30 protein-coding genes and 1 pseudogene are annotated in these 25,254 nt (G+C 64.2%); 19 read left to right on the top strand and 12 right to left on the bottom strand.

Features of this window, described 5'->3' with window-relative positions; translation table 11 throughout:
- The first annotated feature begins 6 nt into the window (after positions 1 to 6).
- Positions 7 to 306 carry a hypothetical protein gene (locus tag BM118_RS02020; RefSeq protein ID WP_092181536.1) on the top strand — a complete coding sequence of 100 codons (300 nt, stop codon included), beginning with the start codon at positions 7 to 9 and terminating at the stop codon, positions 304 to 306.
- Here BM118_RS02020 and BM118_RS02015 read toward each other — a convergent pair.
- Together BM118_RS02015 and BM118_RS02010 are read right to left on the bottom strand one after the other, a co-directional pair.
- Complete coding sequence (locus tag BM118_RS02015) at positions 303 to 710, bottom strand: hypothetical protein (RefSeq protein WP_092181533.1); 408 nt, start codon at positions 708 to 710, stop codon at positions 303 to 305. The genes BM118_RS02020 and BM118_RS02015 overlap by 4 nt on opposite strands.
- A gap of 164 nt (positions 711 to 874) precedes the next feature.
- Entirely contained in the window at positions 875 to 1,093 is a 219-nt protein-coding gene (locus BM118_RS02010) for a hypothetical protein (protein ID WP_092184191.1), read from the bottom strand.
- A 483-nt stretch (positions 1,094 to 1,576) separates the two neighbouring features.
- Here BM118_RS02010 and BM118_RS02005 point away from each other — a divergent pair, with 483 nt between their 5' ends.
- From BM118_RS02005 to BM118_RS01995, 3 genes are all read left to right on the top strand, one after another.
- Positions 1,577 to 2,164, top strand: a complete 588-nt coding sequence (locus tag BM118_RS02005) for a formyltransferase family protein (RefSeq protein WP_092181530.1) — start codon at positions 1,577 to 1,579, stop codon at positions 2,162 to 2,164.
- A 172-nt stretch (positions 2,165 to 2,336) separates the two neighbouring features.
- The gene (locus BM118_RS02000; RefSeq protein ID WP_092181528.1) at positions 2,337 to 2,687 is read left to right on the top strand and encodes a hypothetical protein; all 351 of its coding nucleotides are present in this window, start codon (positions 2,337 to 2,339) and stop codon (positions 2,685 to 2,687) included.
- Positions 2,632 to 3,177, top strand: a complete 546-nt coding sequence (locus BM118_RS01995; protein WP_177233951.1) for a hypothetical protein — start codon at positions 2,632 to 2,634, stop codon at positions 3,175 to 3,177. The genes BM118_RS02000 and BM118_RS01995 overlap by 56 nt, the downstream gene beginning before the upstream one ends.
- Positions 3,178 to 3,229: 52 nt before the next feature.
- Here BM118_RS01995 and BM118_RS01990 read toward each other — a convergent pair whose 3' ends face one another.
- Positions 3,230 to 3,628: a RidA family protein gene (locus BM118_RS01990; protein ID WP_092181522.1), complete on the bottom strand. Its 399-nt coding sequence runs from the start codon at positions 3,626 to 3,628 to the stop codon at positions 3,230 to 3,232.
- Positions 3,629 to 3,775: 147 nt separating this feature from the next.
- Here BM118_RS01990 and BM118_RS01985 point away from each other — a divergent pair, with 147 nt between their 5' ends.
- Both BM118_RS01985 and BM118_RS01980 read left to right on the top strand, forming a co-directional pair.
- Positions 3,776 to 4,651, top strand: coding sequence for a DMT family transporter (locus BM118_RS01985; protein ID WP_092181519.1), 876 nt, complete (start codon positions 3,776 to 3,778; stop codon positions 4,649 to 4,651).
- A gap of 201 nt (positions 4,652 to 4,852) precedes the next feature.
- The gene (locus BM118_RS01980; RefSeq protein ID WP_177233950.1) at positions 4,853 to 6,286 is read left to right on the top strand and encodes a caspase family protein; all 1,434 of its coding nucleotides are present in this window, start codon (positions 4,853 to 4,855) and stop codon (positions 6,284 to 6,286) included.
- A gap of 58 nt (positions 6,287 to 6,344) precedes the next feature.
- Here the strand turns inward: BM118_RS01980 and BM118_RS42120 are convergent.
- Positions 6,345 to 6,950 (bottom strand): annotated as a pseudogene (locus tag BM118_RS42120) (LysR family transcriptional regulator substrate-binding protein); the annotation flags it as partial.
- 12 nt (positions 6,951 to 6,962) lie between these two features.
- Between BM118_RS42120 and BM118_RS42725 the strand changes: the two are divergent.
- From BM118_RS42725 to BM118_RS01950, 6 genes are all read left to right on the top strand, one after another.
- Positions 6,963 to 7,358 (top strand): hypothetical protein, encoded by a 396-nt coding sequence (locus BM118_RS42725; RefSeq protein WP_441299744.1) that lies wholly within the window; start codon positions 6,963 to 6,965, stop codon positions 7,356 to 7,358.
- A gap of 71 nt (positions 7,359 to 7,429) precedes the next feature.
- The gene (gene solA / locus BM118_RS01970) at positions 7,430 to 8,599 is read left to right on the top strand and encodes an N-methyl-L-tryptophan oxidase (RefSeq protein ID WP_092181513.1); all 1,170 of its coding nucleotides are present in this window, start codon (positions 7,430 to 7,432) and stop codon (positions 8,597 to 8,599) included.
- A 75-nt stretch (positions 8,600 to 8,674) separates the two neighbouring features.
- Positions 8,675 to 9,487 (top strand): transporter substrate-binding domain-containing protein, encoded by an 813-nt coding sequence (locus BM118_RS01965; RefSeq protein ID WP_092181511.1) that lies wholly within the window; start codon positions 8,675 to 8,677, stop codon positions 9,485 to 9,487.
- A 99-nt stretch (positions 9,488 to 9,586) separates the two neighbouring features.
- Positions 9,587 to 10,330, top strand: a complete 744-nt coding sequence (locus BM118_RS01960) for an amino acid ABC transporter permease (protein WP_092181508.1) — start codon at positions 9,587 to 9,589, stop codon at positions 10,328 to 10,330.
- A gap of 62 nt (positions 10,331 to 10,392) precedes the next feature.
- The gene (locus BM118_RS01955; protein WP_441299749.1) at positions 10,393 to 11,169 is read left to right on the top strand and encodes an amino acid ABC transporter permease; all 777 of its coding nucleotides are present in this window, start codon (positions 10,393 to 10,395) and stop codon (positions 11,167 to 11,169) included.
- A gap of 11 nt (positions 11,170 to 11,180) precedes the next feature.
- Entirely contained in the window at positions 11,181 to 11,933 is a 753-nt protein-coding gene (locus BM118_RS01950; protein ID WP_027546656.1) for an amino acid ABC transporter ATP-binding protein, read from the top strand.
- Between the two features lie 64 nt (positions 11,934 to 11,997).
- Here BM118_RS01950 and BM118_RS01945 read toward each other — a convergent pair whose 3' ends face one another.
- Together BM118_RS01945 and cysK are read right to left on the bottom strand one after the other, a co-directional pair.
- Positions 11,998 to 12,237, bottom strand: coding sequence for a BrnA antitoxin family protein (locus BM118_RS01945; protein ID WP_092181501.1), 240 nt, complete (start codon positions 12,235 to 12,237; stop codon positions 11,998 to 12,000).
- A gap of 3 nt (positions 12,238 to 12,240) precedes the next feature.
- A complete protein-coding gene (gene cysK, locus BM118_RS01940) occupies positions 12,241 to 13,218 on the bottom strand; it encodes a cysteine synthase A (protein ID WP_092181497.1) in 978 nt (325 codons plus the stop codon).
- Positions 13,219 to 13,441: 223 nt separating this feature from the next.
- On the opposite strand from cysK, the gene BM118_RS01935 reads away from it, so the two are divergent.
- A complete protein-coding gene (locus tag BM118_RS01935) occupies positions 13,442 to 13,660 on the top strand; it encodes a hypothetical protein (RefSeq protein ID WP_092181494.1) in 219 nt (72 codons plus the stop codon).
- A 3-nt stretch (positions 13,661 to 13,663) separates the two neighbouring features.
- Here BM118_RS01935 and tgt read toward each other — a convergent pair whose 3' ends face one another.
- Positions 13,664 to 14,821: a tRNA guanosine(34) transglycosylase Tgt gene (gene tgt, locus BM118_RS01930; protein WP_092181491.1), complete on the bottom strand. Its 1,158-nt coding sequence runs from the start codon at positions 14,819 to 14,821 to the stop codon at positions 13,664 to 13,666.
- A 246-nt stretch (positions 14,822 to 15,067) separates the two neighbouring features.
- Here tgt and BM118_RS01925 point away from each other — a divergent pair, with 246 nt between their 5' ends.
- From BM118_RS01925 to BM118_RS01910, 4 genes are all read left to right on the top strand, one after another.
- Complete coding sequence (locus tag BM118_RS01925) at positions 15,068 to 16,225, top strand: patatin-like phospholipase family protein (protein WP_177233949.1); 1,158 nt, start codon at positions 15,068 to 15,070, stop codon at positions 16,223 to 16,225.
- 135 nt (positions 16,226 to 16,360) lie between these two features.
- Positions 16,361 to 17,107: a TetR/AcrR family transcriptional regulator gene (locus BM118_RS01920; RefSeq protein ID WP_092181486.1), complete on the top strand. Its 747-nt coding sequence runs from the start codon at positions 16,361 to 16,363 to the stop codon at positions 17,105 to 17,107.
- 253 nt (positions 17,108 to 17,360) lie between these two features.
- Positions 17,361 to 17,963 carry a PepSY domain-containing protein gene (locus BM118_RS01915; protein ID WP_177233948.1) on the top strand — a complete coding sequence of 201 codons (603 nt, stop codon included), beginning with the start codon at positions 17,361 to 17,363 and terminating at the stop codon, positions 17,961 to 17,963.
- A 232-nt stretch (positions 17,964 to 18,195) separates the two neighbouring features.
- Positions 18,196 to 19,233, top strand: coding sequence for an aspartate-semialdehyde dehydrogenase (locus BM118_RS01910; protein ID WP_092181480.1), 1,038 nt, complete (start codon positions 18,196 to 18,198; stop codon positions 19,231 to 19,233).
- Between the two features lie 175 nt (positions 19,234 to 19,408).
- On the opposite strand, the gene queA is transcribed toward BM118_RS01910, so the two are convergent.
- The 5 genes from queA to coaD form a co-directional block, all read right to left on the bottom strand.
- Positions 19,409 to 20,482, bottom strand: coding sequence for a tRNA preQ1(34) S-adenosylmethionine ribosyltransferase-isomerase QueA (gene queA, locus BM118_RS01905; protein WP_092181478.1), 1,074 nt, complete (start codon positions 20,480 to 20,482; stop codon positions 19,409 to 19,411).
- A 120-nt stretch (positions 20,483 to 20,602) separates the two neighbouring features.
- Positions 20,603 to 21,067 carry a peptidylprolyl isomerase gene (locus tag BM118_RS01900; RefSeq protein WP_028171886.1) on the bottom strand — a complete coding sequence of 155 codons (465 nt, stop codon included), beginning with the start codon at positions 21,065 to 21,067 and terminating at the stop codon, positions 20,603 to 20,605.
- Positions 21,064 to 21,474, bottom strand: a complete 411-nt coding sequence (locus tag BM118_RS01895; RefSeq protein WP_092181476.1) for a hypothetical protein — start codon at positions 21,472 to 21,474, stop codon at positions 21,064 to 21,066. Before BM118_RS01895 ends, BM118_RS01900 begins: the two co-directional genes overlap by 4 nt.
- Before the next feature lie 12 nt (positions 21,475 to 21,486).
- Entirely contained in the window at positions 21,487 to 22,062 is a 576-nt protein-coding gene (locus BM118_RS01890; RefSeq protein WP_092181474.1) for a peptidylprolyl isomerase, read from the bottom strand.
- A gap of 37 nt (positions 22,063 to 22,099) precedes the next feature.
- Positions 22,100 to 22,597: a pantetheine-phosphate adenylyltransferase gene (gene coaD / locus BM118_RS01885; RefSeq protein ID WP_092181471.1), complete on the bottom strand. Its 498-nt coding sequence runs from the start codon at positions 22,595 to 22,597 to the stop codon at positions 22,100 to 22,102.
- Positions 22,598 to 22,877: 280 nt separating this feature from the next.
- Here coaD and BM118_RS01880 point away from each other — a divergent pair, with 280 nt between their 5' ends.
- A complete protein-coding gene (locus tag BM118_RS01880) occupies positions 22,878 to 23,135 on the top strand; it encodes a hypothetical protein (protein WP_092181468.1) in 258 nt (85 codons plus the stop codon).
- A gap of 217 nt (positions 23,136 to 23,352) precedes the next feature.
- Positions 23,353 to 25,206, top strand: a complete 1,854-nt coding sequence (locus BM118_RS01875) for a potassium transporter Kup (protein ID WP_092184188.1) — start codon at positions 23,353 to 23,355, stop codon at positions 25,204 to 25,206.
- The last annotated feature ends 48 nt before the right edge of the window (positions 25,207 to 25,254 follow it).

Below are 25,254 nucleotides of genomic sequence, written 5' to 3'. Positions count from 1 at the left end.
CGTGCCATGGCCGACCTCAACGCCGTCCTCTCCAGGCTCAACGACCGCCTGCTCCGCCTCGAAGGCGAGCTGTTCGTGCTGCGCTCGCTGGCCCGCGCGACGCTGACCGCGGGCGACGACCATGCCGAGCGCATGCGCAAGCTGGTCGAGGCTGCCAAGGTCGCGCTCGACGACGAGGCGCTGAGGCCCCTGGACAAGCCGACACGGAAGTATGTCGAGGCTGCGAGCGCCATGGTCGACGAACTACTGGTCGAACCGACCAAGGCCCGGCCACTGTTCACGGTGATCGACGGCGGGAAGTCCTAACGCCCGTACAAGCCGGGGGCGTGTGCGCGGTTCGGATAGCAATTGCCGTTCGAATAATTGTAGTCGTAGCCTTCGGGACAAAGTCCGCCGCGGCGCCCATACTCGGGTTGCCCGTACATGCCGGGGGCCCGCGCGCGGTTCGGATAGCAATTGCCGTTGGAATAATTGTAGTCGTACCCTTGCGGACAGAGTTCGCGTCGGTAGGTCGGCTCGGGAGCCGTGTAGTAGCCGGGCGCATGATAGTTGTTCGGATAACAACGGCCGTTCGAGTGGTTGAAATCATACCCCTCCGGACATTGCCCACCTGGACCACCTCGGAACTGGACCTGCTCCACGACGGGCGCCGGCGATGCCGCAGGCGCGCTTGCAAACGCAATCAGGCCAGCCAGCGCAAGCTCGATCATGACGTCTCCTCCAAATCGCCGGGCCAGGCCTAGCCGGACTCGTGTCCCACGCAATGACCTGCCGATAGAGACATGGCCGGGCTGAACCACGTATGAACCGCAATCGACCAGCGACGATGCGCAGCGCCCTCGGTCCGCGCAAGAGTTCACCTCGCTGAGCCGCGCTAGGCTGCCGTGGAGTTCGCCGCCTTCAGCCGGCTGAGGCCCGCCTCGATGATCGCGATCTCCTCGTCGATCTGGCTGATCGGCAGGCTGAAATCATAGCCCGACCTGCTCTTCAGATCGACCGCGAGCCGTTGCCGGTGCATCATCAGCTGGTCGAGGCCGCGCCGGTTCTTCAGTCGGACATAGATGTCGACGATCTGCTCAATCGCGCTCGGCATGAAATCGGTCCCGGCGAAAAGGCCCGCACGGCGCACCCACGCCGGCGGGACATTTTCGGTGTCGCGGTACGCAATACAAATCCGCGACGGATTCGTCGATACGCCAGGCTGGTTGAGAACGTATTACCGTCAGACGATTTCTCGATCGCCGAGCATGAAAAGGCCGCTGGCGATCAGGCCAGCGGCCAAAGCCGGGTTCGAAAACGGATGCGGGTTGAAATGTCGCCAGCCCCGGTATCGCCATTCTAACGGCGGTATGAATTCCTTGACTGTTCGAAATGAAACACAGGAACCGTCGCATCCATCACTTGCCGTCCGACCGTGGCCGTGCGGCAACGCTGGTCGGTGGCGCAATCGTGGAATTCATCGTGTCCCGCGCCCGGCACATTGTTGATAACCGGCGCAAATGGCCCGCGGGTGGTGACACGGCGTCCGGACGTGTTATCGGGGGTATGACGCAGTTGCGAGACGGATCGGACACCCATGCGCATCACCCTCGTCGGCTCCCGCCATTTCGGCGTAACCACCCTGAACATGCTCCGGGAGCACAGCATCGCGGTCGCACGGGTCGTCGTGACCGACGCCGAGGATCGCCTGGCCGCTGCGGCCAGGGCTGCCGGCATCGAGGTGGTGGTGCAGGCCAATCCGAAGCTGGTGGTGGCCTCCGAGATCGCCCCCGACACCGATCTGATCATCACGGCCCACAGCCATGCCCGGATCGGCAGGGATGCGCTCGCCGCGGCCAGGTTCGGCGGGATCGGCTATCACCCCTCGCTGCTGCCGCGTCACCGCGGCAAGGCCGCCGTGGAATGGACCATCAAGGAAGGCGATCCGATCGCCGGCGGCACGATCTATCATCTCGCCGACCGCATGGACGCCGGCGCCATCGCCGCGCAGGACTGGTGCTTCGTCAAGAAGGGCGAGACCGCCCGCGAACTCTGGGAGCGCGCGCTCGCCCCGCTCGGGCTCAAATTGCTGGCCGACGTGATCGACTACGTCAAAGTTCACAAGGCACTGCCGGCCAAGACCCAGGACGAGCAGTTCGCGACTTCCGCACCGAGTCTGGCCTGACGTTTACCCTTAATGTGAAGCCGCATTGATTCTGCTTGGAAAATTGGAGTCAAAAACACAAATAAACCATTGTTTCCACAGGAACAATTTTCGATTTGGCATCGCAACAAATTTCCGTCACATTTCGCCCGAATAAGCGTCAGCATATCAGACAAATTCAAGGACGGAATTCATGCGTTTTGATCGCATCGCGGCGTTCTGTGCCGCTTCAGTTTTCGCCGGCACCCTCGCTGCCTCCGCCTTCGCCCAGACCCCCTATGACGGCAACTGGCAGGTCACCATCGTGACCAAGTCCGGCTCCTGCGAACCGACCGCGAGCTCGATGCTGACGGTTGCCGACGGCAAGATCACCGCGCCCGGCGCTAACGTTTCCGGCACCATCGGCCGGGAGGGTCTTGTGAAAGTTTCGATCAATGGTGCATATGCCAACGGTCAACTCAGCGGCAACGCCGGATCGGGGAAGTGGAATGGAGCATCTGCAGGCATACCGTGCAGCGGGCGGTGGGAAGCATCGCGCCAATAAACCAACTGAGGCTCGCATCGGAGGCCGGCGGCTGCTGATCGCGGCCGCCGTTTTGCTTGCGGCAGCGTTTGCGAACACTGAAAGCAAGGCCCAATCCAGCCCGTTTGCCCCGCTCGCGGGCAACTGGAGCGGCGGCGGCACAGTCGCCTTGGATGACGGCTCCACCGAACGGATCCGTTGCCGGGCCAAATACGCCCCGATCGGGCCCACAATGGAGATGTCGCTGACCTGCGCCAGCGACGCCTACAAGTTCAACCTCGGAGCCAACGTCAGGGCCGAGGGCAGCGCCATCACCGGAAGCTGGTCCGAGTCCAGCCGCAACATCTCCGGCTCGCTCCAGGGCCGCGGCGGCGGCGGGAATTACGAACTGCTCGTCAGCGCGGCCGGCTTCAACGCCAATCTCGTGTTGAGGACGAGCGGCACCAAGCAGACGGTCTCGCTGAAGGCCGACAGCCAGTTCCGCGGCGCCAACATCTCGCTGTCGCGCTAAGCCGATACAGCCACGTCACAATCGATCCGGCGCCCAGGCCGGATCGATTTTTTTATGCGCTCGGAACGAACGCCGTCACCTCGATCTCGACCTTGGCCCGGTCGTCCACGAGGCCTCCGATATAGAGCAGCGTCGAGGGCGGGAAATTGCGTCCCAGCGTCTCCTTCCAGGCCGCGCCGATGCCGGCACCTGCGGCTTCATATTCGCTGCGGCTGGTCAGGTACCAGGTCAGGCGGACGATGTGCTCGGGGCCGGCACCGGCCTCGCCCAGGAGCTTGATGATCCGCTTCAGCGCGACGTCGACCTGCGCCGCCATGTCAGGGGCGTAGTCGCCCGCCTCGTCGCCGCCGGTCTGCCCGGCCAGCACCACCCAGCGGCCCGGTCCTTCGACCACGACGCCATGGGAAAAGCCGCGCGGTTTTTTCCATTCGGCCGGCTGGAGGATATGCATGAGCTGTTTCTCCCATTTCGCTCGTTGACCTTCCCTTAGCACGCACCCGCGCATCGCTGCATCCGCAGTTTTGGCCGTTGCAAACCGTATTGATGTCGCCGATACCGGCCTGCCCTCCAACGCACGTTCCTGCTGTATCCCGCGCCAATGACCACTCCTCCGTCCAAGACGATGGCTGCATTGTGGATGGCCGGCTGGCTATCGCTGACGCTGGTGATGGCGGTCGCGGGCCGCGAGGCCGTGCGCGAGATGAACGTCTTCCAGGTCATGGAAGTGCGCTCGCTGATCGGCCTCTGCCTGCTCTATCCGATGATCCGGCGCGCCGGCGGCTTCGCGACGCTCAAGACCACGCGCCTGCCGCAGCACATCGCGCGCAATCTGATCCACTACGTCTCGCAGCTCGGCTGGTTCTTTGCGCTGACGGTGATTCCGATCGGCCAGGTGGTGGCGATCGAGTTCACGATGCCGATCTGGACCGCGATCCTCGCCGCCAGCTTCCTGTCCGAACGCATGACATCGTGGAAGATCGCCGCGATCGTGCTCGGCCTCGTCGGTGTGATCGTCATCGTGCGGCCCGCGACCGGCGAGATCAATCAAGGCCAGTTGATCGCGCTCGGCGCGGCGGTCGGCTTCGGCGTGTCCATGGCACTGGTCAAATCGCTCACCCGCACCGAGAGCGCGCTGGCGGTCCTGTTCTGGATGCTGGTCGTGCAGTCGGTCGCAGGCTTCCTGCCGACGCTCTATGTCTGGGCCTGGCCGCCCACCTACGTCTGGGGTTGGGTGGGCGTGATCTCGGTCTGCGGCACCTTTGCACATTATTGCCTCGCGAGCGCGATGCGCTACGCGGACGCGACGGTGGTCGTTCCGATGGACTTCCTGCGGGTTCCCCTCACCGCCGCGGCCGGCTGGCTGCTGTATTCAGAGCGGCTCGACGGCTGGACCGTGCTCGGGGCGGCGCTGATCCTGTTCGGCAACCTCCTGAATCTGAAGCCAGCCGCCCCGGTTCCGGCCCGCGCGCCGTGAACCTGCGCGCTGCCTCGCGCGACAAAAACAAAGTGGCCGAGAGTGATCTGGATCACGTTGGAGGGGGCATCCCATCGTGCACATTCGGCCGCGAAGCAATGGGTTGGGCGAACGGTCGTTTCGCTAGCGCGAAGCCGGGCGTTTTCGTGTAGGTTCGCCGCCAATTTGTTGCTGCCTGCAATTCGATTCTGGGGATTTCAGATGCGCTATCTCACCCTCATCGCCTCGCTGATGTGCATGGCACTGTCGGTCAGTGCCGCGAAGGCCGACCGCCGTGTGGCTTTCGTCGTCGGCAACGGCTCCTACAAGAACGTCGCGCAATTGCCGAACCCGCCGATCGACGCCAAGGCGATGGCCGCAACGCTGCGCAATGTCGGCTTCGATGTGATCGAAGGGTCCAATCTCAGCCGCGACCAGATGACGGAAAAGCTGCTCGACTTCGGCCGCAAGGCGCAGGGCTCCGACATCGCATTGTTCTACTATGCCGGTCACGGCATCGCCGTCGGCGGCACCAACTACCTGCTGCCAGTTGACGCCGACATCAAGTCGGAGATGGATGTCAAGCTGGGCGCTGCCATCAACATCGACCTCACACTCGAGCAGACCATGGGCGATGCCAAGGTCAAGCTCGTCTTCCTCGATGCCTGCCGCGACAATCCGTTCGCCGCCAAGATCAAGTCGAACTCCGCGACCCGCAGCGTCAACGTGCAGAGCGGCCTTGCCGAGATGAAGTCCGGCGAAGGCACGCTGATCGCGTTCGCAACCGGCCCCGGCCAGACCGCGCTCGACGGCCAGGAGGGCAACAACAGCCCGTTCACCCGTGCGCTGATCGACAACATCACCAAGCCCGGCATCGAGATCCAGCAGGCGATGACGTCGGTCCGCGCCCAGGTCAATGAAGAGACCCGCAAGGGCCAGCTTCCCTGGGGCCACACCAACCTGATCGGCGCCGTCTATCTCAACCAGGCTCCGACGACCCAGGTCGCCAATGCCGCGCCGACCGCTTCCGGCAGCGTGCCGGCGGCGACGGCCGGCAGCTCTGATGGTGTCGAGCTCGAGTACTGGCGCTCCGTGAAGGAGTCCAACAAGCCGGAAGAACTCAACGCCTATCTCTCCGCCTATCCGAACGGCCAGTTCAAGGCGCTGGCGCTGGCGCGGCTTGCCGCGATCAAGAGCGGCCCGTCGACGACGACCCGCACGCTCAACGCAGGCGTCGATCCCGCCACCTTTACCGATGAAGCCACTCAGCTCACCGAGGACCAGATCGGCCTCGACAAGAGCCAGCGCCGCGACGTGCAGCGTCGTCTCTCCGGGCTCGGCTTCGATACCAAGCAGACCGGCGTCTTCAGCGACGAAACCCGGTCGGTGCTCAAGCGCTGGCAGGCAGCGCGCGGCTATCCGTCGTCCGGCTACCTCAACAAGTTTCAGCACAAGGCGCTGCTCTCGGAGGTCGTGGCTGGCCCGCCGACCGCGAGCGACAACAGCCAGAAGGCGGCTCGGCGCGCCGCCAGCGCCCCCGCAGGCAGCAGCGCGCCGGCACCAGCTCCCCAACGCAACAACGCCGGCGATGCAGCCGGCGCGGCCTTCGTCGGCGGTGTCGTCGGCGGCATGATGGGCGGCATGTTCCGCCGCTGAGGCGAGATCAGACACCAAATACAAAAGCCCGGCTCGCGCCGGGCTTTTTCCTGCCGGTCTAGTAATCCTGGGTGAACCAGGGCACGAGCGTCCGGATGCGCGGCATCGCCTGCGTCGTAATGCTCGTCCGAGCCATCTCTGCGATGCGCGGCGCCAGTGATGAGAGATCTCCCCGGCGGGTCACCAGAAGCAGTTCGCGAAAAAATCCAGGACCCGGCAGCGGGAGCGCGCTGACCTGAGCGGCGTGAGCGAGCCCCTGCAACAGACAGAGCGGCGTGGTGATCGCCACGCCCATGCCGGTAGCGACCATGGCGACCAAGCTGTCCGAGGTGTCAAACTCAAAGGCCCGTGGCGGGCGAATCCCCAAACGGCTGAGATGACGCTCGACCTGGGCACCGACATAGGAACGTTCGCTATGCCGGACCAGACGATGCCGGACAAGGATCTCGCGCAAGTCGAGGTCGGCAAATTCGGCTTCCAGTCCGCGCGGCACCACGAGCAGGTACGGCTCGCGGTAGAACGGGAAACGCTCGACATCATACAGATCGTCCATGGCATCGCATGTGATCGCCGCGTCGATCATGCGACGAACCAGGGCCTCAGCATGAGAATGAGCAAGACCCGACCATGCGGACAGGCTTAGCGCGATCGAACCCGTCATGAGCTCCTTGACGAGGTGCGCACCGACCGTGCCCGCGTAGGAATCGACGAGCCCGAGCCTGAGATCAACGCGCGCGGACTATTCGGCCGCAGCCCGGAGCGTGCTGAGAAGCACGTCGAAGTCGCGGTTCAGATCGAGAACGCGGTCGGCGAGGATGCGCCCCGCCCGGGTCGGCGTGAGCGGCCTGCGGCTCCGGTCGAAGAAGGCGACGCCGACCGCGGCTTCGGCACGCCGGACCGCCTGAGAGACTGCGGATTGCGTCATCCCGAATTGGCGGGACGCCTCGAGCATGCTGCCGGAGTCGGCGACAGCAGCGACAATCTGCAGGCTTCGCAGGTCTGGAACGGGTGGCTGCATCTCGATGACTTAAGCAGAAGTCATATAGGGATGCAAATTCTCTTCATTCCATGAATTATCCTTGTGTGAGGGCCGCATTTGAAAGCAGATTTTATGCTGTCCTAACAATTAAGCAGTCCCGATCCATGAGCGAGCGAACGGACATTCTGGTGATCGGCCTCGGTGCCATGGGCAGCGCGGCCCTCTATCAATTGGCGAAGCGAGGGGTCAAAGCGGTCGGCGTCGATCGCTTCGCCCCTCCCCACGTGATGGGATCCAGCCACGGTGAAACCCGCATCACCCGGCAGGCCGTCGGTGAAGGCCGCGATTACGTGCCCCTGGTCCTGGATACGCACCGGATCTGGCGTGAGCTCGAATCCGAGACGTCCGTCCCGCTCATGAACCCGTGCGGCGTCATCGTCATGGCGCCCGGCGTCGGCGAAACGTCGCACCACGGCAAGCCGGATTTCGTCGCCCGTTCGATTGCGGCAGCTCGTGACTTCAACATCGCCCATGAAGTGATCGACGGGCGAGAGGTGGCTTATCGCTTCCCGCAGTTCCTGAACCTCGAGGGCAACGAGAAGGCCTATTACGAGCCCGGCGGGGGATACGTTCTTCCGGAGAACTGCATCAAGGCGCAACTGACGCGCGCGGAGCAGCTCGGAGCCATGATCCGCACGGGGGTCGAAGTTCTCTCGATCGCCCAGGCCGGCTCCGTCGTTCGTGTGGAGACGTCCTCAGGCAGCTTCGAGGCGGACCAGGTGGTCGTGTCGGCAGGCGGCTGGAATGCTCGCCTGCTGGGCCCGCCGTTTGATCGTTTGCTCACGGTGAAGCGTCAGGTGCTTCATTGGTACGAGCTCGATGACGTGAGCGCGTATCGCGCAAACGCCCCCGTGTTCATCTGGATGCATGGCGCGACGGATGTCGACTACCTCTACGGCTTCCCGCCACTGCCAGGCGATCATCGCATCAAGGTGGCGACCGAGCAGTATGAGACGAGCACGACGGCCGATACCGTCGATCGCACCGTCGATCCGGCGGAGTCGGCCAAGATGTACCGGCAGCACGTCAAGGGGCGGCTCGCAGGCGCCACGCCACGCGTCGCGCAGGCGGCCGCCTGTCTCTACACGACAACACCCGATCGCGGCTTCATCATCGACCGGCATCCCGACCAGGACAGAGTCTTTGTCGTCTCGGCGTGCTCCGGTCACGGCTTCAAGCACTCGGCCGGCATCGGAAACGTCGTGGCCCAGATGATGGCCGATGGTCGAAGCTCGATCGACCTTACTCCATTCTCCGTGTCCCGTTTTTCGTGACGTTTGGCACGAACCTTGTAACGCAAAGAATACGCGCGGCGCGCGTCGTGATTGCAATCCTGGAGGTGTCGTCCCATGAGAAATGTGCTTCGGTCCATGATGGCAGGTGCCGCGGCGCTGCTGATGCTTGGCGGCGCTCAAGCGGCCGATGGCGTCGATGCCATCAAGCAGCGCGGCACGTTGAACGTCGGCGTCAAGGCAGACTACAAGCCTTTTGGATACCGCGATCCCACCGGAAATGTGGTCGGCATCGAGCCTGATCTTGCCGCCGATATTGCCAAGCGCCTCGGCGTCAAGCTCGAGCTCGTTCCGGTCGCGGCGTCCAACAGAATCGAGTTTCTTCAGCAGGGAAAGGTTGATCTGCTGATCGCGACCATGTCGGACAGGCCGGAACGCCGCCGCGTCGTTCAAGCCATCGAGCCTCTGTATTATTCGGACTATGTGAACATACTTCTCAACAAGAAGGCCGGCATCAAGGACTGGGCCGAGCTCAAGGGAAAACCCGTATGTGCAACCTCGGGGGCCTGGTACAACAAGGACGTTGCCAAATCCTACGGCCCCGAAATTGTTGCGTTTGACGGATCGGAGAAGCCTCTGTTCGCCATGAAGCAGGGCAACTGCATCGGCTACCTCTACGATCAGACCTTCCTGCAAGGCAAGTTGCTCGAGGACGAGTGGAAGACGGACTACGCCCTTCCCCTGAAAGGTGTTCTGCCTTCGCCATGGATGATCGCTGTCGCGCTGGAGAATACCAGCCTTCAGAAGCTGCTCGAAGATACGACAAAGGATTGGATGAAGACCGGCCTCATCGTGGAAGCGGAAAAGAAGTGGGGCATTACGCCGACCGAGTATTCACTCCTCATGCACGAGCAATACAAGGACAAATAGACGCGTGAAGCGGAGCGCCGGATCCATCTCGCGCTCCGAAGAGGTCAAGCCAATGCACTGATCCGAGGTGATTGCCTCAACAATTCGGTGTCGCGCAAAATGCAGGCAATCGGCAACTGGTTTCAGCGCCTCTATGAATCGACGGGGCTGAATTTCTCCGTATTCTACGATGCGTACGACTGGGACCGTTATCTCGGCGGACTCAAGATGACGCTGTTTCTGAGCGTCACGACCATCATGCTGAGCCTGGTCATCGGCGCGGCAGGTGCCTTGATGCAGGGTAGCCCGTCCCGGTTGTTGCGGCTGGCCGTCAATATTTTCGTCGTGGTCTTCCGCAACACGCCGCCGCTGGTCCAGATCTTCTTTTTCTATTTCGGGCTCGGCACCATGCTTCCGGCCGTCGAGACGGCGGGCATGCGCGTTCCACTGCTGAGCAACGTTCAGTGGGCCATCATTTCGCTGTCACTGTTTGCCGCCGCCTTCAACGTGGAGATCTTCCGGTCCGGCATCGAGGCCGTGCCGAGGACAACCGTGGAAGCCGCCGAGGCGCTGGGATACACACGCTTCAAGGCCTACATCCACATCGTTCTTCCGCTGGCCGTTCGCGTCTGCCTTCCCGCACTGAACAACAACCTCGTCAACCTGCTCAAGACGACCACGCTCGCCTACGCGATCGCCGTTCCCGAGACGCTGTATGCGGTCAAGCAGATCTGGTCGGAATCACAGAACGTTTTCGAAATGATGGTCGTGTTGCTTGCGACCTATGGCATTCTCGTAGGTGTCCTCGTCTGGTTGATGCATCGCTGGGAGCGGGCAATGCACATTCCCGGGTATGCACGATGAAGACCGCCGAATCCGTGCACAGGCTTGCCGTCCTTCTGCCGTATCGTCTCGCACCGACCCCGATGTCCGTTCGGATCAGCCCGCTATCCGCGGCGATCCTCTGCTTCTGCGTCATGATGGCTGCGTCCACGGCATGGGCGCAGACCGCACCGACGATGCTGTCCCCGCTTCAGGTCATCGTGAAATGGTCGCCGCTCCTGCTGCGAGGGTTCGCGTTCAACATCCTGATCTCCTTGCTCGCCATGCTGCTGGGCACCGTCGCCGGTCTCGGCCTGGGTCTGGCCCTGTTGTCACGGTACCGGTTGCTCGCCACCGCGAGTTGGTTCGTAACTCAATTCTTCCGCAACGCGCCCTGGCTGGTGTTGTTGTTCTTCGTCATGTTTCTGGTGCCCTTCCAGATCACCATCTTCAACACGACCATCCCTTTGCCGGATTGGATCAAGGCAACCGTGGGCTTCGCCCTGCCCGTCATGGCGAACGTCGCCGAGGTCGTACGCGGAGCCGTGCGGTCCATTCCGTCGACGCAATGGGAGGCGGCTGAATCGCTGTCATTCACACGACGCCAGACCATGTGGCTGATCATGCTGCCGCAATGCGTCAAGCGAATGCTGCCGCCCTGGATGAACATCTATGCCCTGGTCGCGATGGCGACGGTGCTTGCATCGATCGTGGGCGTCTCGGAAATGCTCACGCTGACGGCGCAGGTGCATGCTGCCGAAGGTGGCAGACCGGAACTGTTCGCGCCGCTCTACGGTTTCGCACCGCTGTGCTTCTTTCTCTACTGTTATCCGATCAACCTCTGGACCGCTCGTCTTGAGCGTCGATTCCGCGTGCGCTGAGGGAGCAGAGCATGGTCGCGACCTGGACTCCGGATCAGCCCATCGTTCAATGCGTTGAAGTCAGAAAATCGTTCGGCGCTCTCGAGGTTCTGAAGGGCATCAGCCTGTCGGTGAAGAAGGGCGAGGTGATCTGCATCATCGGCCCGTCGGGATCAGGGAAGTCCACGCTGATCCGCTGTATCAACGCCCTCCAGCCGATCTCGTCCGGCAGCATTCAAATCGAAGGTATCGAGGTCACCGATCCCAGGCTCGACAAGCTGGCACTTCGGCGCAAGGTCGGGATGGTATTTCAGCAGTACAACCTGTTCCCGCACAAGACGGCGCTCCAGAACGTGATGATGGCGCCGATCCACGTGCTCGGCCAGAAACGCGCCGAGGTCGAAGCGCGCGCCCGAGCGCTGCTCGCCAAGGTGCGGCTCGCAGGAAAGGAGGACAGCTATCCTGGCGAACTCTCGGGCGGACAGCAGCAGCGCGTGGCCATTGCCCGTTCACTGGCGATGCGGCCGGACATCATGCTGTTCGACGAAGTTACGGCCGCCCTCGACCCGGAAACCGTCAAGGAGGTTCTGGTGACCATCCGAGAGCTTGCCGAGGATGGGATGACATGCCTCCTCGTCACCCATGAAATGAACTTCGCACGCGAGGTCGCCGATCACGTCTACTTCACCGATCGCGGTGTGATCGTCGAGCACGGGCCGCCGGAAACATTGTTCACGGCGGCCAAGGACGAGCGCACGCAGCGGTTTCTGTCCCAGGTCCTCTGAGCTGGCTGCGCGGATCCCGGGCGCATCGGCCTTCGAACGACCAACCAGATCCGGCGGCTGTAGCCTACTTCCCCGCCGCCTTCCGCAGCGCCTCGTTGATGCGGTCCTGCCAGCCGGGGCCGCCCTCCTGGAAGAACTCCAGCACGTCCTGGTCGATGCGCAGCGTGACCTGCTCCTTGACCCCCGGCGCCACGTTCTGCTTCGGCGGCGCCGCGGCGACCTTGGCCGTCACCTTCTTGAACGCCGCCTCGGCCTCGGTCCTGGCGTCGCCAAGCGTGCGCGGCCGCCTCGGTAGATCCGCCATGTCCTAGATTCCCTCAAACAGAGCCGTCGAAAGATACCGCTCGGAGAACGACGGCACCACCACCAGAATGGTTTTTCCCGCAGCTTCCGGCCGCTTGCCGATCTGGAGCGCGGCGGCGATCGCAGCGCCCGAGGAGATACCGCCCGGAATGCCCTCGTGCCGCGCCAATGCGCGCGAGGTCTCGATCGCCGTGGTCGAGTTGATTTTGACGATCTCGTCGATCACGGAGCGGTCGAGGATATCAGGGACGAAGCCCGCGCCGATGCCCTGGATCTTGTGCGGCGTATGCTGCCCCCCTGACAGCACCGGGCTCTCCTCCGGCTCGACCGCCACCACCCGCAACGAGGCCTTGCGCGGCTTGAGCACCTGGCCGACGCCGGTGATCGTGCCGCCGGTGCCGACGCCGGCGACGAAGAAATCGATGTTGCCGCCGGTGTCGTTCCAGATCTCCTCGGCGGTGGTACGGCGGTGCACCTCGGGATTGGCGAGGTTCTTGAACTGCTGTGGCATCACCGAGTTCGGCGTCGTCTTCACAAGCTCCTCGGCGGCGGCGATCGCGCCCTTCATGCCTTGTGCGGCCGGCGTCAGCACCAACTCCGCGCCGAGAAAGGCCAGCATCTTGCGCCGTTCGATCGACATGGATTCCGGCATCACCAGCTTGAGCCGGTACCCGCGCGAGGCGGCGACGAAGGCGAGCGCGATGCCGGTATTGCCGGAGGTCGGCTCGATCAGCACGGTATCCGGCTTGACGATACCGGCCTTCTCCATGGCGATGATCATGGCCGCGCCGATGCGGTCCTTCACGCTCGCGGCCGGATTGAAATATTCAAGTTTTGCCAAAATCGTCGCGTTCACGCCGTGCATGCCCGGCAGCCGGCGCAATCGCACGATCGGCGTGTCGCCAAAAGCCTCGACAATCGAGTCATAGATCCGGCCGCGGCCGGGTTGGTGCGTTGCACCCGTGGTGGACGATGCGTCCATGATGAACTCCCTGTGACGACAATTGGCGCGCTGATCGCAGCTTTTACGCAGTTAGAGACAGCTTGCGGCGACACGCAAGCAGCAATGCGGCACATGTTAAATACGCTGCATCGCAAAATCACGTGAGATACAAATATCAGAAAACCAACGCTTTTGTGTTGCGACCTCGTCAAGTGATTCTGCTTATGTTAGACTTACGTCTCAAAGCTGGGAGGTCACCACGATGTCAGCAGTTGCTGAAGTGTTGTCGACCGTCGCGCCGAACCGCGATCCGCGTTGCAGCGAGTTGCCCACCTGTCCGGTCTGCGCCGACTCCATGGTCGCCGCCGAAGCATCCGCCTACGTCTCGGACCACATGATCAGCTATCTCTGGACCTGCGACAATTGCGGCTACGGCTTCGTGACCAAGCATGCCGTCAAGCACCGGATCGTGTGCAACTGACCCTCAGTCGACCTGGCGCGGGGCGATGTCGCCCCTCGCCCAATCCTCGCGCGTACGCTGGTAGAACTCGTCGAACGTTCCGTGTGCGATCGCGTCCCTGATGCCCTGCATCAGGGACTGATAGTAAGCGATATTGATCTCGGACAGCAGCATTGCCCCCAGCGTCTCGCCCGCCTTGACGAGATGATGCAGGTAGGCGCGCGCGTAGCTGCGCGTCGACGGCCATGAGCTTTCCTCGTCGAGCGGTCGCGGATCGTCCGCATGGCGCGCGTTGCGCAGATTGACCTGACCGAAGCGGGTGAAGGCGACGCCGTGCCGGCCGTTCCGCGTCGGCATCACGCAATCGAACATGTCGATGCCGCGCTTCACGGCTTCGAGGATGTCGTCGGGCGTGCCGACGCCCATCAGATAGCGCGGCCGCTCTTTCGGCAGCATCGGTGCGGTCTCGTCGATCATTGCCAGCATCACCGCCTGCGGCTCGCCGACGGCGAGGCCGCCGATCGCATAGCCGTGGAAGCCGATCGCGACGAGCCCTTCCGCGCTCGCATGACGAAGCTGTGGCACGTCGCCGCCCTGCACGATGCCGAACAGCATGTAACCGTCTGGCGCGCTCTCGAAGGCGCGCTTGCTGCGCTCGGCCCAGCGCAGCGACAATTGCATCGCGCGCTCGATATCGTCGCGCTCGGCGGGCAGCCGCACGCATTCATCCATCTGCATGGCGATGTCGGAGCCGAGGAAACGCTGCACCTCGATCGAGCGCTCCGGCGACAGCTCGACCTTGGCGCCGTCGATATGCGAACGGAAGGTGACGGCGTGCTCGCTGACCTTGCGCAGATCCGCCAGTGACATCACCTGGAAGCCGCCGGAATCCGTCAGCATCGGCCCGTTCCAGCCGGTGAACCGCTGCAAGCCGCCGAGCGCCGCGATCCGCTCGGCGCCGGGGCGCAGCATCAGATGATAGGTGTTGCCGAGCACGATGTCGGCGCCGGCATCGCGCACCTCGCGCCAGTGCATGCCCTTCATGGCCCCGGCGGTTCCGACGGGCATGAAGGCCGGCGTCCGCACCACGCCGTGAGGCGTGGTCAGGCGCCCGGTGCGCGCGGCGCCATCGGTGGCGAGCAGTTCGAAATGATTGGGAAGAGCTGCGTCAGGACGATTCATGGCGGTGCTTATTGCGTGTCGGAGAAGGCCGATCAACCCGCGGGACCGCACTTCGGCCGGCCTGTGCCTCAGACTGGGACACAAATGGCCCCGGATGGATAGGTTCTCCGCCACCCTTGTTAAACAAAACGATACCGTATAGTTTTAACGTGGGGGCTGGACGAGATGCCGCGGCGAATTTGCCGGCGGCGGTAGATGCGTGATCGCCAGCCACCGACGATGCCCTTGCCTTCATATTCGACTGAAATGTCCGCCCCTTCACATGGCCGGGGCAGGCAGACAGGCGCCCGCCTGATCGGGTTCCTGGTCCTGGCCTGCAGCCTGGCGCTCGGCGCCTGCACCTCCCTGCCCCGCACGCCCTATAACGCCGCCGAGGCCAGCACGTCGCGCGTGCTCGATCTCGATGGCCTGCGGCGCTACGCCGACGACCCCGTCACGAAGTTCAGCTTCGAGAAGGACAACAGCAACGCGGCGAAGTCCTATCTGGCGCTGTCCGGGGGCGGTGCGGACGGCGCCTATGGCGTCGGCGTGCTCAACGGCTGGACCGCGGCCAGAACCCGTCCCACCTTCTCGGTCGTCTCGGGCGTGAGCACCGGCGGCCTGATCGCGCCCTTTGCGTTTCTCGGCTCGCAATATGACGACACGTTGAAGGAGGTCTACACCAGCGGCATCGCGGAGAGCCTCCTGAACGATCCCAGCATCATACGCGTGCTGTTCGGATCCGGCCTGTTCGGCAATACACGCCTGCGCGAGCTCGTCGCCCGCTATGTCGGGCCGGAGATCATGGCACAGGTCGCGCGCGAAAACGCCAAGGGCCGACGGCTGCTGATCGTGACGACCGATCTGGACACCCAACGGACTGCGATCTGGAACATGGGCAAGATCGCGGAGGTCGGCACGCCCGAGGCGCTCAAACTGTTTCGCGACGTGATGGCGGCCTCCGCCAGCATTCCCCTGGTGTTTCCACCGATCATGATCGACGCCGAAGGCCAGGGCCGCAGGTTTCAGGAGATGCACGTCGACGGCGGCGTGACCGCCCCGGTGCTGACGCTGCCGGAAGCCTTGCTGTTCCAGGGCAGCCGCCTGCCGGGCAGTGCGAAGATGGACATCTACATCCTCGTCAACAAGAAGATCGAACGCAACTTCGAGCTCGTGTCCAACAGCACCGTCGATGTCGCCTCGCGCAGCCTGTCGGCAATCACGCAGTCGCAGACCCGCTCGATCATCTTCTCGACCTATGATTTCGCCAGGCGCAACCACCTCGGCTTCCATCTCTCCTACATCGCGCGCGACTACCCCGCACCGCCCTCGGAAGGATTCGACACCGCCTATATGCGGGCGCTGTATCAGTACGGATATGAGAAGGCGGCCGCGGGCCAGGCCTGGACTTCGGCGCTGCCATGAGACCCCGTTAACGGAACGAGGTCGTACCGAGACCGTTGACGATACGGCCAATTCGGCCAGATTCGCGATGACGCCCCGGTTGCTGCGCGTTATAGAGCAATGACTGATGTCACGACCGCGCAGGAATCATTGGGCATGGGATTGACTGCGACCAGGACAAGACCGGCAGCAGCGCGGCGCGAGGTGCCGAAATCGCGCGGCGGCCGGCCGACCAAGACCGCCGCGATCGAGCGCGATCAGCGGCTGATCGAGGTCGCCACCCGCCTGTTCCTGGATCGCGGCTTCGACGCCACCTCGCTCGATGCGGTTGCGGAAGCGGCGCGGGTGAGCAAACCCACCGTCTATTCCCGCTACGGCGACAAGCGCGGCCTGTTTGCCGCCGTGCTGAGGCGCGAGATCGCGCGCTGGCTTGCGCCGCTGTCGGCGGCCGCCGAGACGCAGCTCAGCAGCGCCTCGGACATCCCCGTCGAGCAGCGGCTGGTCGAGATCGGGCGCGAGATGCTGAGCTTCACCTGCGGGCCGGATGCCGTCGCCTTCAGCCGGATGATGACGTCACAGGCCATCAACTTCCCCGATGTCGCCAAGCTCGGCATGGAGGAAGGCTGGCTCAAGGCCGTTGCCACGACGGCGCGCTTCTTCGACCATCTGGTGGCGCAAGGCGCGCTCGACGTCGACGACACCACCATCGCAGCGGAAGTGTTTCTCGACGTCGTCGTCGGTCATACCCACCGCATGGCGACGTTCGGAACGGCACTGGAGTTGAAGTCCGCGGAAAAGCGGATGCGCACGGCGATCAAGCTGTTCCTGGCCGGTGCGCTGGGCCCCGCCGGCCGCGTCCAGGACGCCCCCAAGGGCACGCCGCGGCGACGCTCCGCCCGCTGACAATTCCGTGAGCTGGCGATCTATCCCCAAGGCGGCCGCCGCAACGCCGTTGACCAAAATAAAACGATACGGTATGGTTTAGTTATAAGCCGGTACGGGCCGCTTTTTTCACCAGCCCCAAAAGAGGTCCATACCGCTTCGATCGCCGCGACGGGTACAGCCCGCCACGGCGCTCGGCGGCCGGCCGGTGCCCAAGGCCGGCCGCGAATTCTTTACGATCATCCGGCACACTCGCTGGCCGAGGGTTTCGAGCATGACGACAGCCAAACGATGGACCTCGCGACTGTTTGCGATCGCCTTGCCCGCGCTGCTCCTGGCAGCGCCTGCACGAGCGATCGTGACCACGGGCACACCGACCGCGCTTCACAGCGACACAGATGGTGACACCGAGGCGGACCGCCAAGCGGTCAGCCGCGAGATCGAGCGCTTCCGCGGCTCGCCGATCTCGATCAGCCAGGCCATGGCGATCGCAGAGTCCCGCCACGCCGGCGCCACGACGGCGGACGTGAGTTTTGACGGCGCCTCCGGCGTGCCGGTCTACCGGGTGAAGACCCTGCACCACGACCGGATCTGGCGCCACACCATCAATGCCGCGACCGGCGAGCTCGTCGGCGGCGAAGCCGCCCTCCCCCTCGCCGAACTCGACCACGAAGACCGCGACAATCTCGCAGCGCTTGGCACGATCCGGCACCGCCTCGCCGACGCCGTGCGCGTCGCCGAGCGCGCGGCCTCAGGCAAGGCGATCAGCGGCGGCCTCGTGCGCGAGCGCGGCCGGCTCAATTTCGCGATCGTCGTGATCAGCGGCGACGACCTCAAGGAGGTCATCCTCGAGCCGCCGGGCGCCCGGACGAAGTAGAGACGGGACCCGGCCGACGGCCACAATCCCGCCGAAAAGCCATTGACGGACGCAAGACTCTCCAGCATAAGTCGCCGCCATGTTCACGACCACCAAACGCACAACCAAAACCACCACGGCCTTCGGGGCCCGGGGAGGCGTGCGCGCGTAGTCGTCGACTGAAACGCATCAGCTCTACCGAAGCCCCGCCCTCGATGGTCCGGGGCTTTTTTGTTGTCTGGATTTCAACGCAATGGAGGACAAAGTGAGTAACGATCCCGTCGTCGCGATTGTCGGCGTCACCGGTGCGGTGGGCGCCGAATTCATCGCCACCATGGACAAGCGTGGTTTCCGCGTCGGCAAGCTCAAGGCGCTGGCAAGCGCCCGCTCGGCCGGCAAGACGGTGTCGTTCCGCGGGCAAAACGTCGTCATCGAGGAACTGACCGAACGCGCCTTCGAGGGCGTCGATATCGCCCTGTTCTCCGCCGGCGGCAGCATCTCGAAGAAGTATGCGCCAATTGCGGTCAAGGCCGGCGCGGTCGTGGTCGACAACTCCTCCGCCTTCCGGATGGATCCGAACGTGCCGCTGGTGATCCCCGAGATCAACGCCAACCGCATCCGCGACCACAAGGGCATCATCGCCAACCCGAACTGCGCCGCGATCACCGCGCTGGTGCCGCTCTGGCCGATCCATCAGAAGAACAGCATCAAGCGCGTCATCATCTCGACCTACCAGGCGGCCTCCGGCGCCGGCGCGGCCGCGATGGAGGAGCTCGTCGAGTCCACCCGCGCCAATCTCAACGGGCAGGTCTATACGCCCAAGGTGATGCCGCACCCCTACGCCTTCAATCTCTTCAACCACAACACCGCGGTCGACCCTGAGACCGGCTACAACGACGAAGAGACCAAGGTCATCAAGGAAACCCGCAAGATCTTCGAGGACGAGACCATCGCCGTCGGCGTCACCTGCGTCCGCGTGCCGGTGCTGCGCGCCCATTGCGAGGCCATCACCTTCGAATGCGAGAGGCCGATCAGCGAGGACCAGGTCCGCGCCATCATGGCGCAGGCGCCCGGCGTGAAGGTCGTCGACGACCGCGTGAAGAACTACTTCCCGATGCCGATCGACGCCTCGGGCCAGGACGATGTCCTGGTCGGCCGCATCCGCAAGGACCTCAGCGATCCCTCGGGGCATTCGATCTCGATGTTCGTGGCGGCGGATCAGCTGCTCAAGGGCGCCGCGCTCAACGCGGTGCAGATCGCCGAGCTCCTGCCGCAGCGGGTGATGGCGTAGGCCATCGCACGTCTTGACCCGTCATCCTGAGGTGCGAACCCGGCGGTGCGAGGCACCGCTGGGCGAGCCTCGAAGGATGCACGGCCGAGATGTAGCAGCCGGGCCGTCGCCCTTCGAGGCTCGCCGAAGAGGCGAGCACCTCAGGGTGACGGGGATAGAGCAACGCTCGAGGAAATTACTCTATCGCCCGAAACAGCAAACACGCATCCCCGTAGGAATAGAACCGATAACCTTGCGCGACCGCGTGCGCATAGGCCTGCTTCATCGTCTCCAGCCCTGAGAACGCCGACACCAGCATGAAGAGCGTCGACTTCGGCAAGTGGAAATTGGTCAGCAGAATATCGACGGCGCGGAAGCGGTAGCCGGGGGTGATGAAGATCGACGTCTCGGCCGCAAACGGCTGGATGGTGCCGTCCTCGCTTGCTGCGCTTTCAAGCAGCCGCAGCGACGTGGTGCCGACCGCGATGATGCGCCCGCCGTTCTTCCGCGCAATGTTCAGCCGCTCCGCCGTCTCGGCCGAGATCGTGCCCCACTCGGCATGCATCTTGTGACCTGCGGTGTCGTCCACCTTCACCGGCAGGAATGTCCCCGCCCCGACATGCAGCGTCACGCGGTTGAGGCCGACGCCGCGCTCGCGCAGCGCCTGCTCCAGCGCGGGTGTGAAATGCAGCCCTGCGGTGGGTGCTGCGACCGCGCCCTCGTTGGCCGCGAACATCGTCTGGTAGTCGGCGAGGTCCTGGTCGTCAGGCGTGCGCTTGGAGGCGATGTAGGGCGGCAGCGGCGGGCTGCCGAGATCGGCGATCGCCTGGTCCAGGGCCGGGCCGTGGAACGAGAACGACAGCGTCACCTCGCCTTCGCTGCCCTTGGCCTCGACCTCGGCGTCGAGATGGCCGAGCAGGCAGACCTTGCCCTCGTTGCCGAAGCGGATGCGGTCACCGGCAACAAGCTTCTTGGCGGGCTTCACCAGCGCCTGCCAGCGCGAGCCGTCGAGCCGCTTGATCAGCGTCGCCTCGATCTTCGGCTCGGTCTCGCGGCCGATGCGGCGGCCCTTGAGCTGCGCCGCGATGACCTTGGTGTCGTTGACGACGAGCTGGTCGCCGCCCTTCAGCCATTGCGGCAGCTCGGAAATGATCTGGTCGCGCAGCGCACCGTGCTCCACGACCAGCATCCTCGCGGAGTCGCGCGGGCTCGCCGGGCGCAACGCGATGCGCTCGGCGGGCAGGTCGAAATCGAAGAGGTCGGTGCGCATGCCCAGAACTTGTCATCGCCCGCGCAGGCGGGCGATCCAGTACTCACGATCTTTGATGTAACCACCGCTGGTGATTACTGGATGCCCCGCCTGCGCGGGGCATGACACCGGCGAAGCCGCTTATTCCGCGTCCGCCGCCATCCGCGCCTTGACGATCTTGTCCGGATTCTGCACCGGCTCGCCGCGCTTGATCTTGTCGACGTTCTCCATGCCCTCGGTGACCTTGCCCCACACCGTGTACTGGTTGTCGAGGAAGCGGGCGTCGTCGAAGCAGATGAAGAACTGGCTGTCGCCGGAATCCGGGCTCGCGGCGCGCGCCATCGAGGTGGTGCCGCGCACATGCGGCTCCTTGTTGAACTCGGCCTTCAGCTTCTTGCCGGAGCCGCCGGTGCCGGTGCCGTGCGGGCAGCCGGTCTGCGCCATGAAGCCCTCGATCACGCGGTGGAACACGATGCCGTCGTAGAAGCCTTCGCGGACCAGCTCCTTGATGCGCGCGACATGGCCGGGCGCGAGGTCGGGCCGCATCTCGATGGTGACGGGGCCCTGCGTGGTCTCGAGGATCAATGTGTTTTCGGTGACACTCATGCTGGTCTCTCTTGCGTTGGAGGTGAAGTCTTCCGGTTGCGGAACTGGATCGCGAATGGACGCCCTGCGGCGGCGCCGGCCATTGCATCGGTAAATGGCATCGGCGTGCAGCGTTGCAACGCCTCCATCACCGCGATCCGGTATTGCAGCCGGTCATTGTCGGAGGCCTCCGCGGATTCATAGGTAATCCTCGGATGGCCCAGAATGTTTCCGGACCGGTTAAAGCTCACGACGACGGTGATGTCGATAGGGCGAGCCTTGGCGGGCGGCGGCGGCTTCCAGCAGGTGCGCAGATGCCGGAAGATGTCCTGGATGGTGTTGACCTGCGCGTCCTCGGCGGCCGCGCCGGAGATGCCGAAAAACAGCACCGCGGCAGCCAGCAGAAGCTTGTTGCCGCAGCGCGCCATCGCCCTCTCCCGTTATTTGATGTCGGAGGCGACCTGCACCTTCACCATCTTGTCGGGATCGGTGACGGTGCCGCTCGGCGAACCGGCCGGCGCCTTCTTCAGCTTGTCGACGACGTCCATGCCCTGCACGACCTCGCCGACCACGGTGTACTGGTTATCGAGGCTGCCGCCGTCGGCGAACATGATGAAGAACTGCGAGTTGGCAGTGTCGACGCTGTCGCCGCGCCGGGCCATGCCGACGATACCGCGGGCGAAGTGTACCTTGGAGAATTCCTGCTTCAGGTTCGGGTATTTCGAACCACCGGTGCCGTTGAAGTTCTGGCCGTCGCCGGTCTGCGCCATGAAGCCGTCCATCACGCGATGGAACGGCACGTTGTTGTAGTAGCCCTCGCGCGCGAGCTGCTTGAGGCGCTCGGCGTGCTGGGGCGCAAGGTCGGCCCTGAGCTTGATGACGATGCGGCCCTTGGTGGTGTCGATGACGAGCGCGTTGGCCTTGTCGAGGTTCGCCGGCAGTTGCTGCGCCACCGCCGGGACCGCGCTGAACAGCGCGGCAAAGATCGTGGCAAGAATTGCGAGACGACGGATCATGAAAACTCCGGATCAGGTGAGATGAAGAGGTGCGCCGTTATCCGGCGAATTTGGCCTTGAGCAGACTTGCAACCAGCGGCGGCACGAAGGTCGAAACATCTCCGCCCATGGCGGCGATCTGGCGCACCAAAGTGGCGGTGATCGGGCGGACCATGGGAGAGGCCGGCAGAAACACCGTGTGCACTTCCGGCGCCATGGCCCCGTTCATGCCGGCAAGCTGCATCTCGTAGTCGAGGTCGGTGCCGTCGCGCAGACCGCGAATCATGATGGTCGCGCCGTGCTTGCGCGCGGCGATCACCGACAGATCGTCGAACGTCACGGCTTCGAGCACGCAGCCGGCCTGGGCTGCCACCGGCCCGCAGACGTCCTCGAGCATCTTCAGGCGCTCCTCGGTCGAGAACAGCGGCTTCTTGCCGGGATGGACGCCGATCGCGACCACCAGCCTGTCGCACAGGGGAACGGCATGCCGGACCACGTCCAGATGGCCGTTGGTGATGGGGTCGAAGGAACCTGGGTAGAAGGCAATGCGCGGCATGGCCCCGTCCTACCGCGCCCGGCCCGGCCCGGCAAGCCGGGCTGGTTCCATGTCCGTTTCCCTGCCGTTTCCCTGCCGTTTCCCGAAAAATGTCCCGCCTGCCGCGTCGGCGACGGCCGCTTTGTTTCGTCCTCGGGACGGCGACGAAACAAAACGGAGCGCGAACGAAACCATTTCCCGCGTCCGCGAAGACGTCCGGAAACTGGCCATGGTTACTAATCCGGCCAACGAATGACGGGCCGCATACTGGGCGTAGCGGCCGCATCACAGGGGACTGTCAATGATCAAGGCTCTTTCAGCGATCGCCATCTCTGCGTGTGTTGCCGCAGCCCTCACCCTCCTGCCCGGCTTTGCCCCGACCGTCGAAGCCAGCGTGCCGCAGCCGCTCGCCAAGGCCGATCGGCTCGACATCCGCACTATCGGCCGCGATTGCTCGCAGCAGGCCTGGCCGAATTTCGAAGTGTCCTGCCTCCGCCGTGCCGGCACCAAGGCTGACGTTCGCGTGGTTCGCCTCGTGACGGCCGACCGCACCCCGTAGCCCGGTCTGTCAGTTTCGCGTCAGGTAAACCTCCAAGCTCGAGCCCAAGATCGGCGACAAGATAAACCCCATGGATATTTGCGACGTCTCGTCGCAGACTGCGTGATGTTCGCGCCCGTCGGAATGGCCCGCCGGGCGCGATCCTATCAGGGGGTCGCCATTGTCCAGTACGCCCGCAGTCGCTTCCGGCCATCATCCTGATCCACTGCCGCTTGCCATGACCATGGGCGCCCTCGGGGTGGTCTATGGCGATATCGGCACCAGCCCGCTCTACGCCCTGAAGGAAGCCGCCAAGGCGGCCGCCCACGGCGCCACCCTGACTCCGGACGCTGTCCTGGGGGTTGCATCGCTGATCCTGTGGGCCCTGCTGCTGATCATCTCGCTGAAATATGCGCTGCTGATCCTGCGCGCGGACAACCGCGGCGAAGGCGGCATCGTCGCCCTGCTGGCCCTGCTCCACGCCCGCAACGCCCAGCCCGGCACCTGGCGCGCGCATCTTCTGGTGGTCGGCCTCGTCGGCGCCGCCCTGCTCTACGGCGACGGCGCGATCACGCCGGCGATCTCCGTGCTCAGCGCCATCGAGGGTCTCAAGGTCGACGCGCCCTCGCTCGCGCCGGCGGTCGTGCCCGTGACCATCGCCATCCTGGTCGGCCTGTTCATGATGCAGAAGCAGGGCACCGGCTTCATCGGCCGCATCTTCGGGCCGGTGATGGTGGCCTGGTTCGTCGTGCTCGCCGCACTCGGCATCCACGGCATCGTCAAGGCGCCGGCGGTGCTGGCGGCGCTGAGCCCGCTCTATGCCGTCGAATTCCTGATCCACCAGGATTTTCACGTCTCCTTCGCGATCCTCGGCGCGGCCTTCCTCGCGGTGACCGGCGGCGAGGCCATGTATGCCGACATGGGCCATTTCGGCCGCCTGCCGATCCGGCTCGCCTGGTTCGCAATCTGCCTGCCCGCGCTGGTGCTGAACTATTTTGGCCAGGCCGCGCTGCTGATCACCGATCCCAGCATGATCGAGAATCCGTTCTTCCAGCTCTGCCCCGACGCCCTGCACTATCCGCTGGTCGCGTTCTCGGCGGTGGCGACCGTGATCGCCTCGCAGGCGATCATCTCCGGCGTGTTCTCGCTGACACAGCAGTCGATCCAGCTCGGCTTTTTGCCGCGCATGCAGATCCGCCACACCACCAGCGATGCGATCGGCCAGATCTATGTGCCCCTGGTGAACTGGCTGCTCGCCGCCGCAACGTTAGGGGCGGTCTTGAGCTTCGGCAGCTCGGACGCGCTCGCCGGCGCCTATGGCATCGCGGTCTCGCTGCTGATGGCGATCACGACGCTGCTGGCCGCCCTGGTTGCGATCCAGTGGGGCTATTCGCCCTGGCTCGTGGTCGCGGTCAACGGCTCCTTCTTCGTCATCGACGTCATCTTCTTCTCGGCCAATTCGATCAAGCTGTTCGAGGGCGGCTGGTTTCCGCTGCTGCTCGCGGGCCTCGTCGCCTTCCTGATGCTGACCTGGCGCGCCGGCGTGAAGCTGGTCGAGGCGGCGCGGGGGCGGCTGCGCCAGCCAGAGGAGGACCTGATCGAGACCGCGGTCAACAAGTGCCGCGCCAGACTGCCCGGGACCGCCGTGTTCCTGGCCTCGGCGCCGCGCGGCGTGCCGCTCGCGCTGACCCAGTTCGTCAAGCACAACCATGTGCTGCACGAACGCGTGCTGCTCGTCACCGTGCTGATCGAGGAATCCCCGCACATCACGGACGAGGACCGCGCCGAGGTGATCGACATCATCCCGGGCATCACCCGCGTGACCCTGCATTACGGCTTCATGCAGAACCCGACGATCTATGAGGGGCTGACGCTGACCTGCCGCCAGGGCAAGCTGCCCGGCATCGACCTCTCCGACATCACCTATTACGTCGGCCGCGAGACCATCATCCCGCGCGAGGACGTGCCGGGCATGTGGGTCTGGCGCGAAACCGTGTTCGCCTTCCTCCAGCGCAACGCCGAACGCTCGGCCGCGTTCTTCGGCGTGCCGACCAAGCAGGTGGTGGAGTTCGGGACCGAGCTGGAGATTTAGCGAATGGTGAGTGGCAAACAGCGAATAGGCTTATCCTATTCGCTCCTC

This window comes from Bradyrhizobium sp. cf659, assembly GCF_900113725.1.
GTDB lineage: Bacteria > Pseudomonadota > Alphaproteobacteria > Rhizobiales > Xanthobacteraceae > Bradyrhizobium.
Note: the sequence above shows the minus strand (reverse complement) of the source record. Positions and strands in the feature narration are given on the sequence as shown.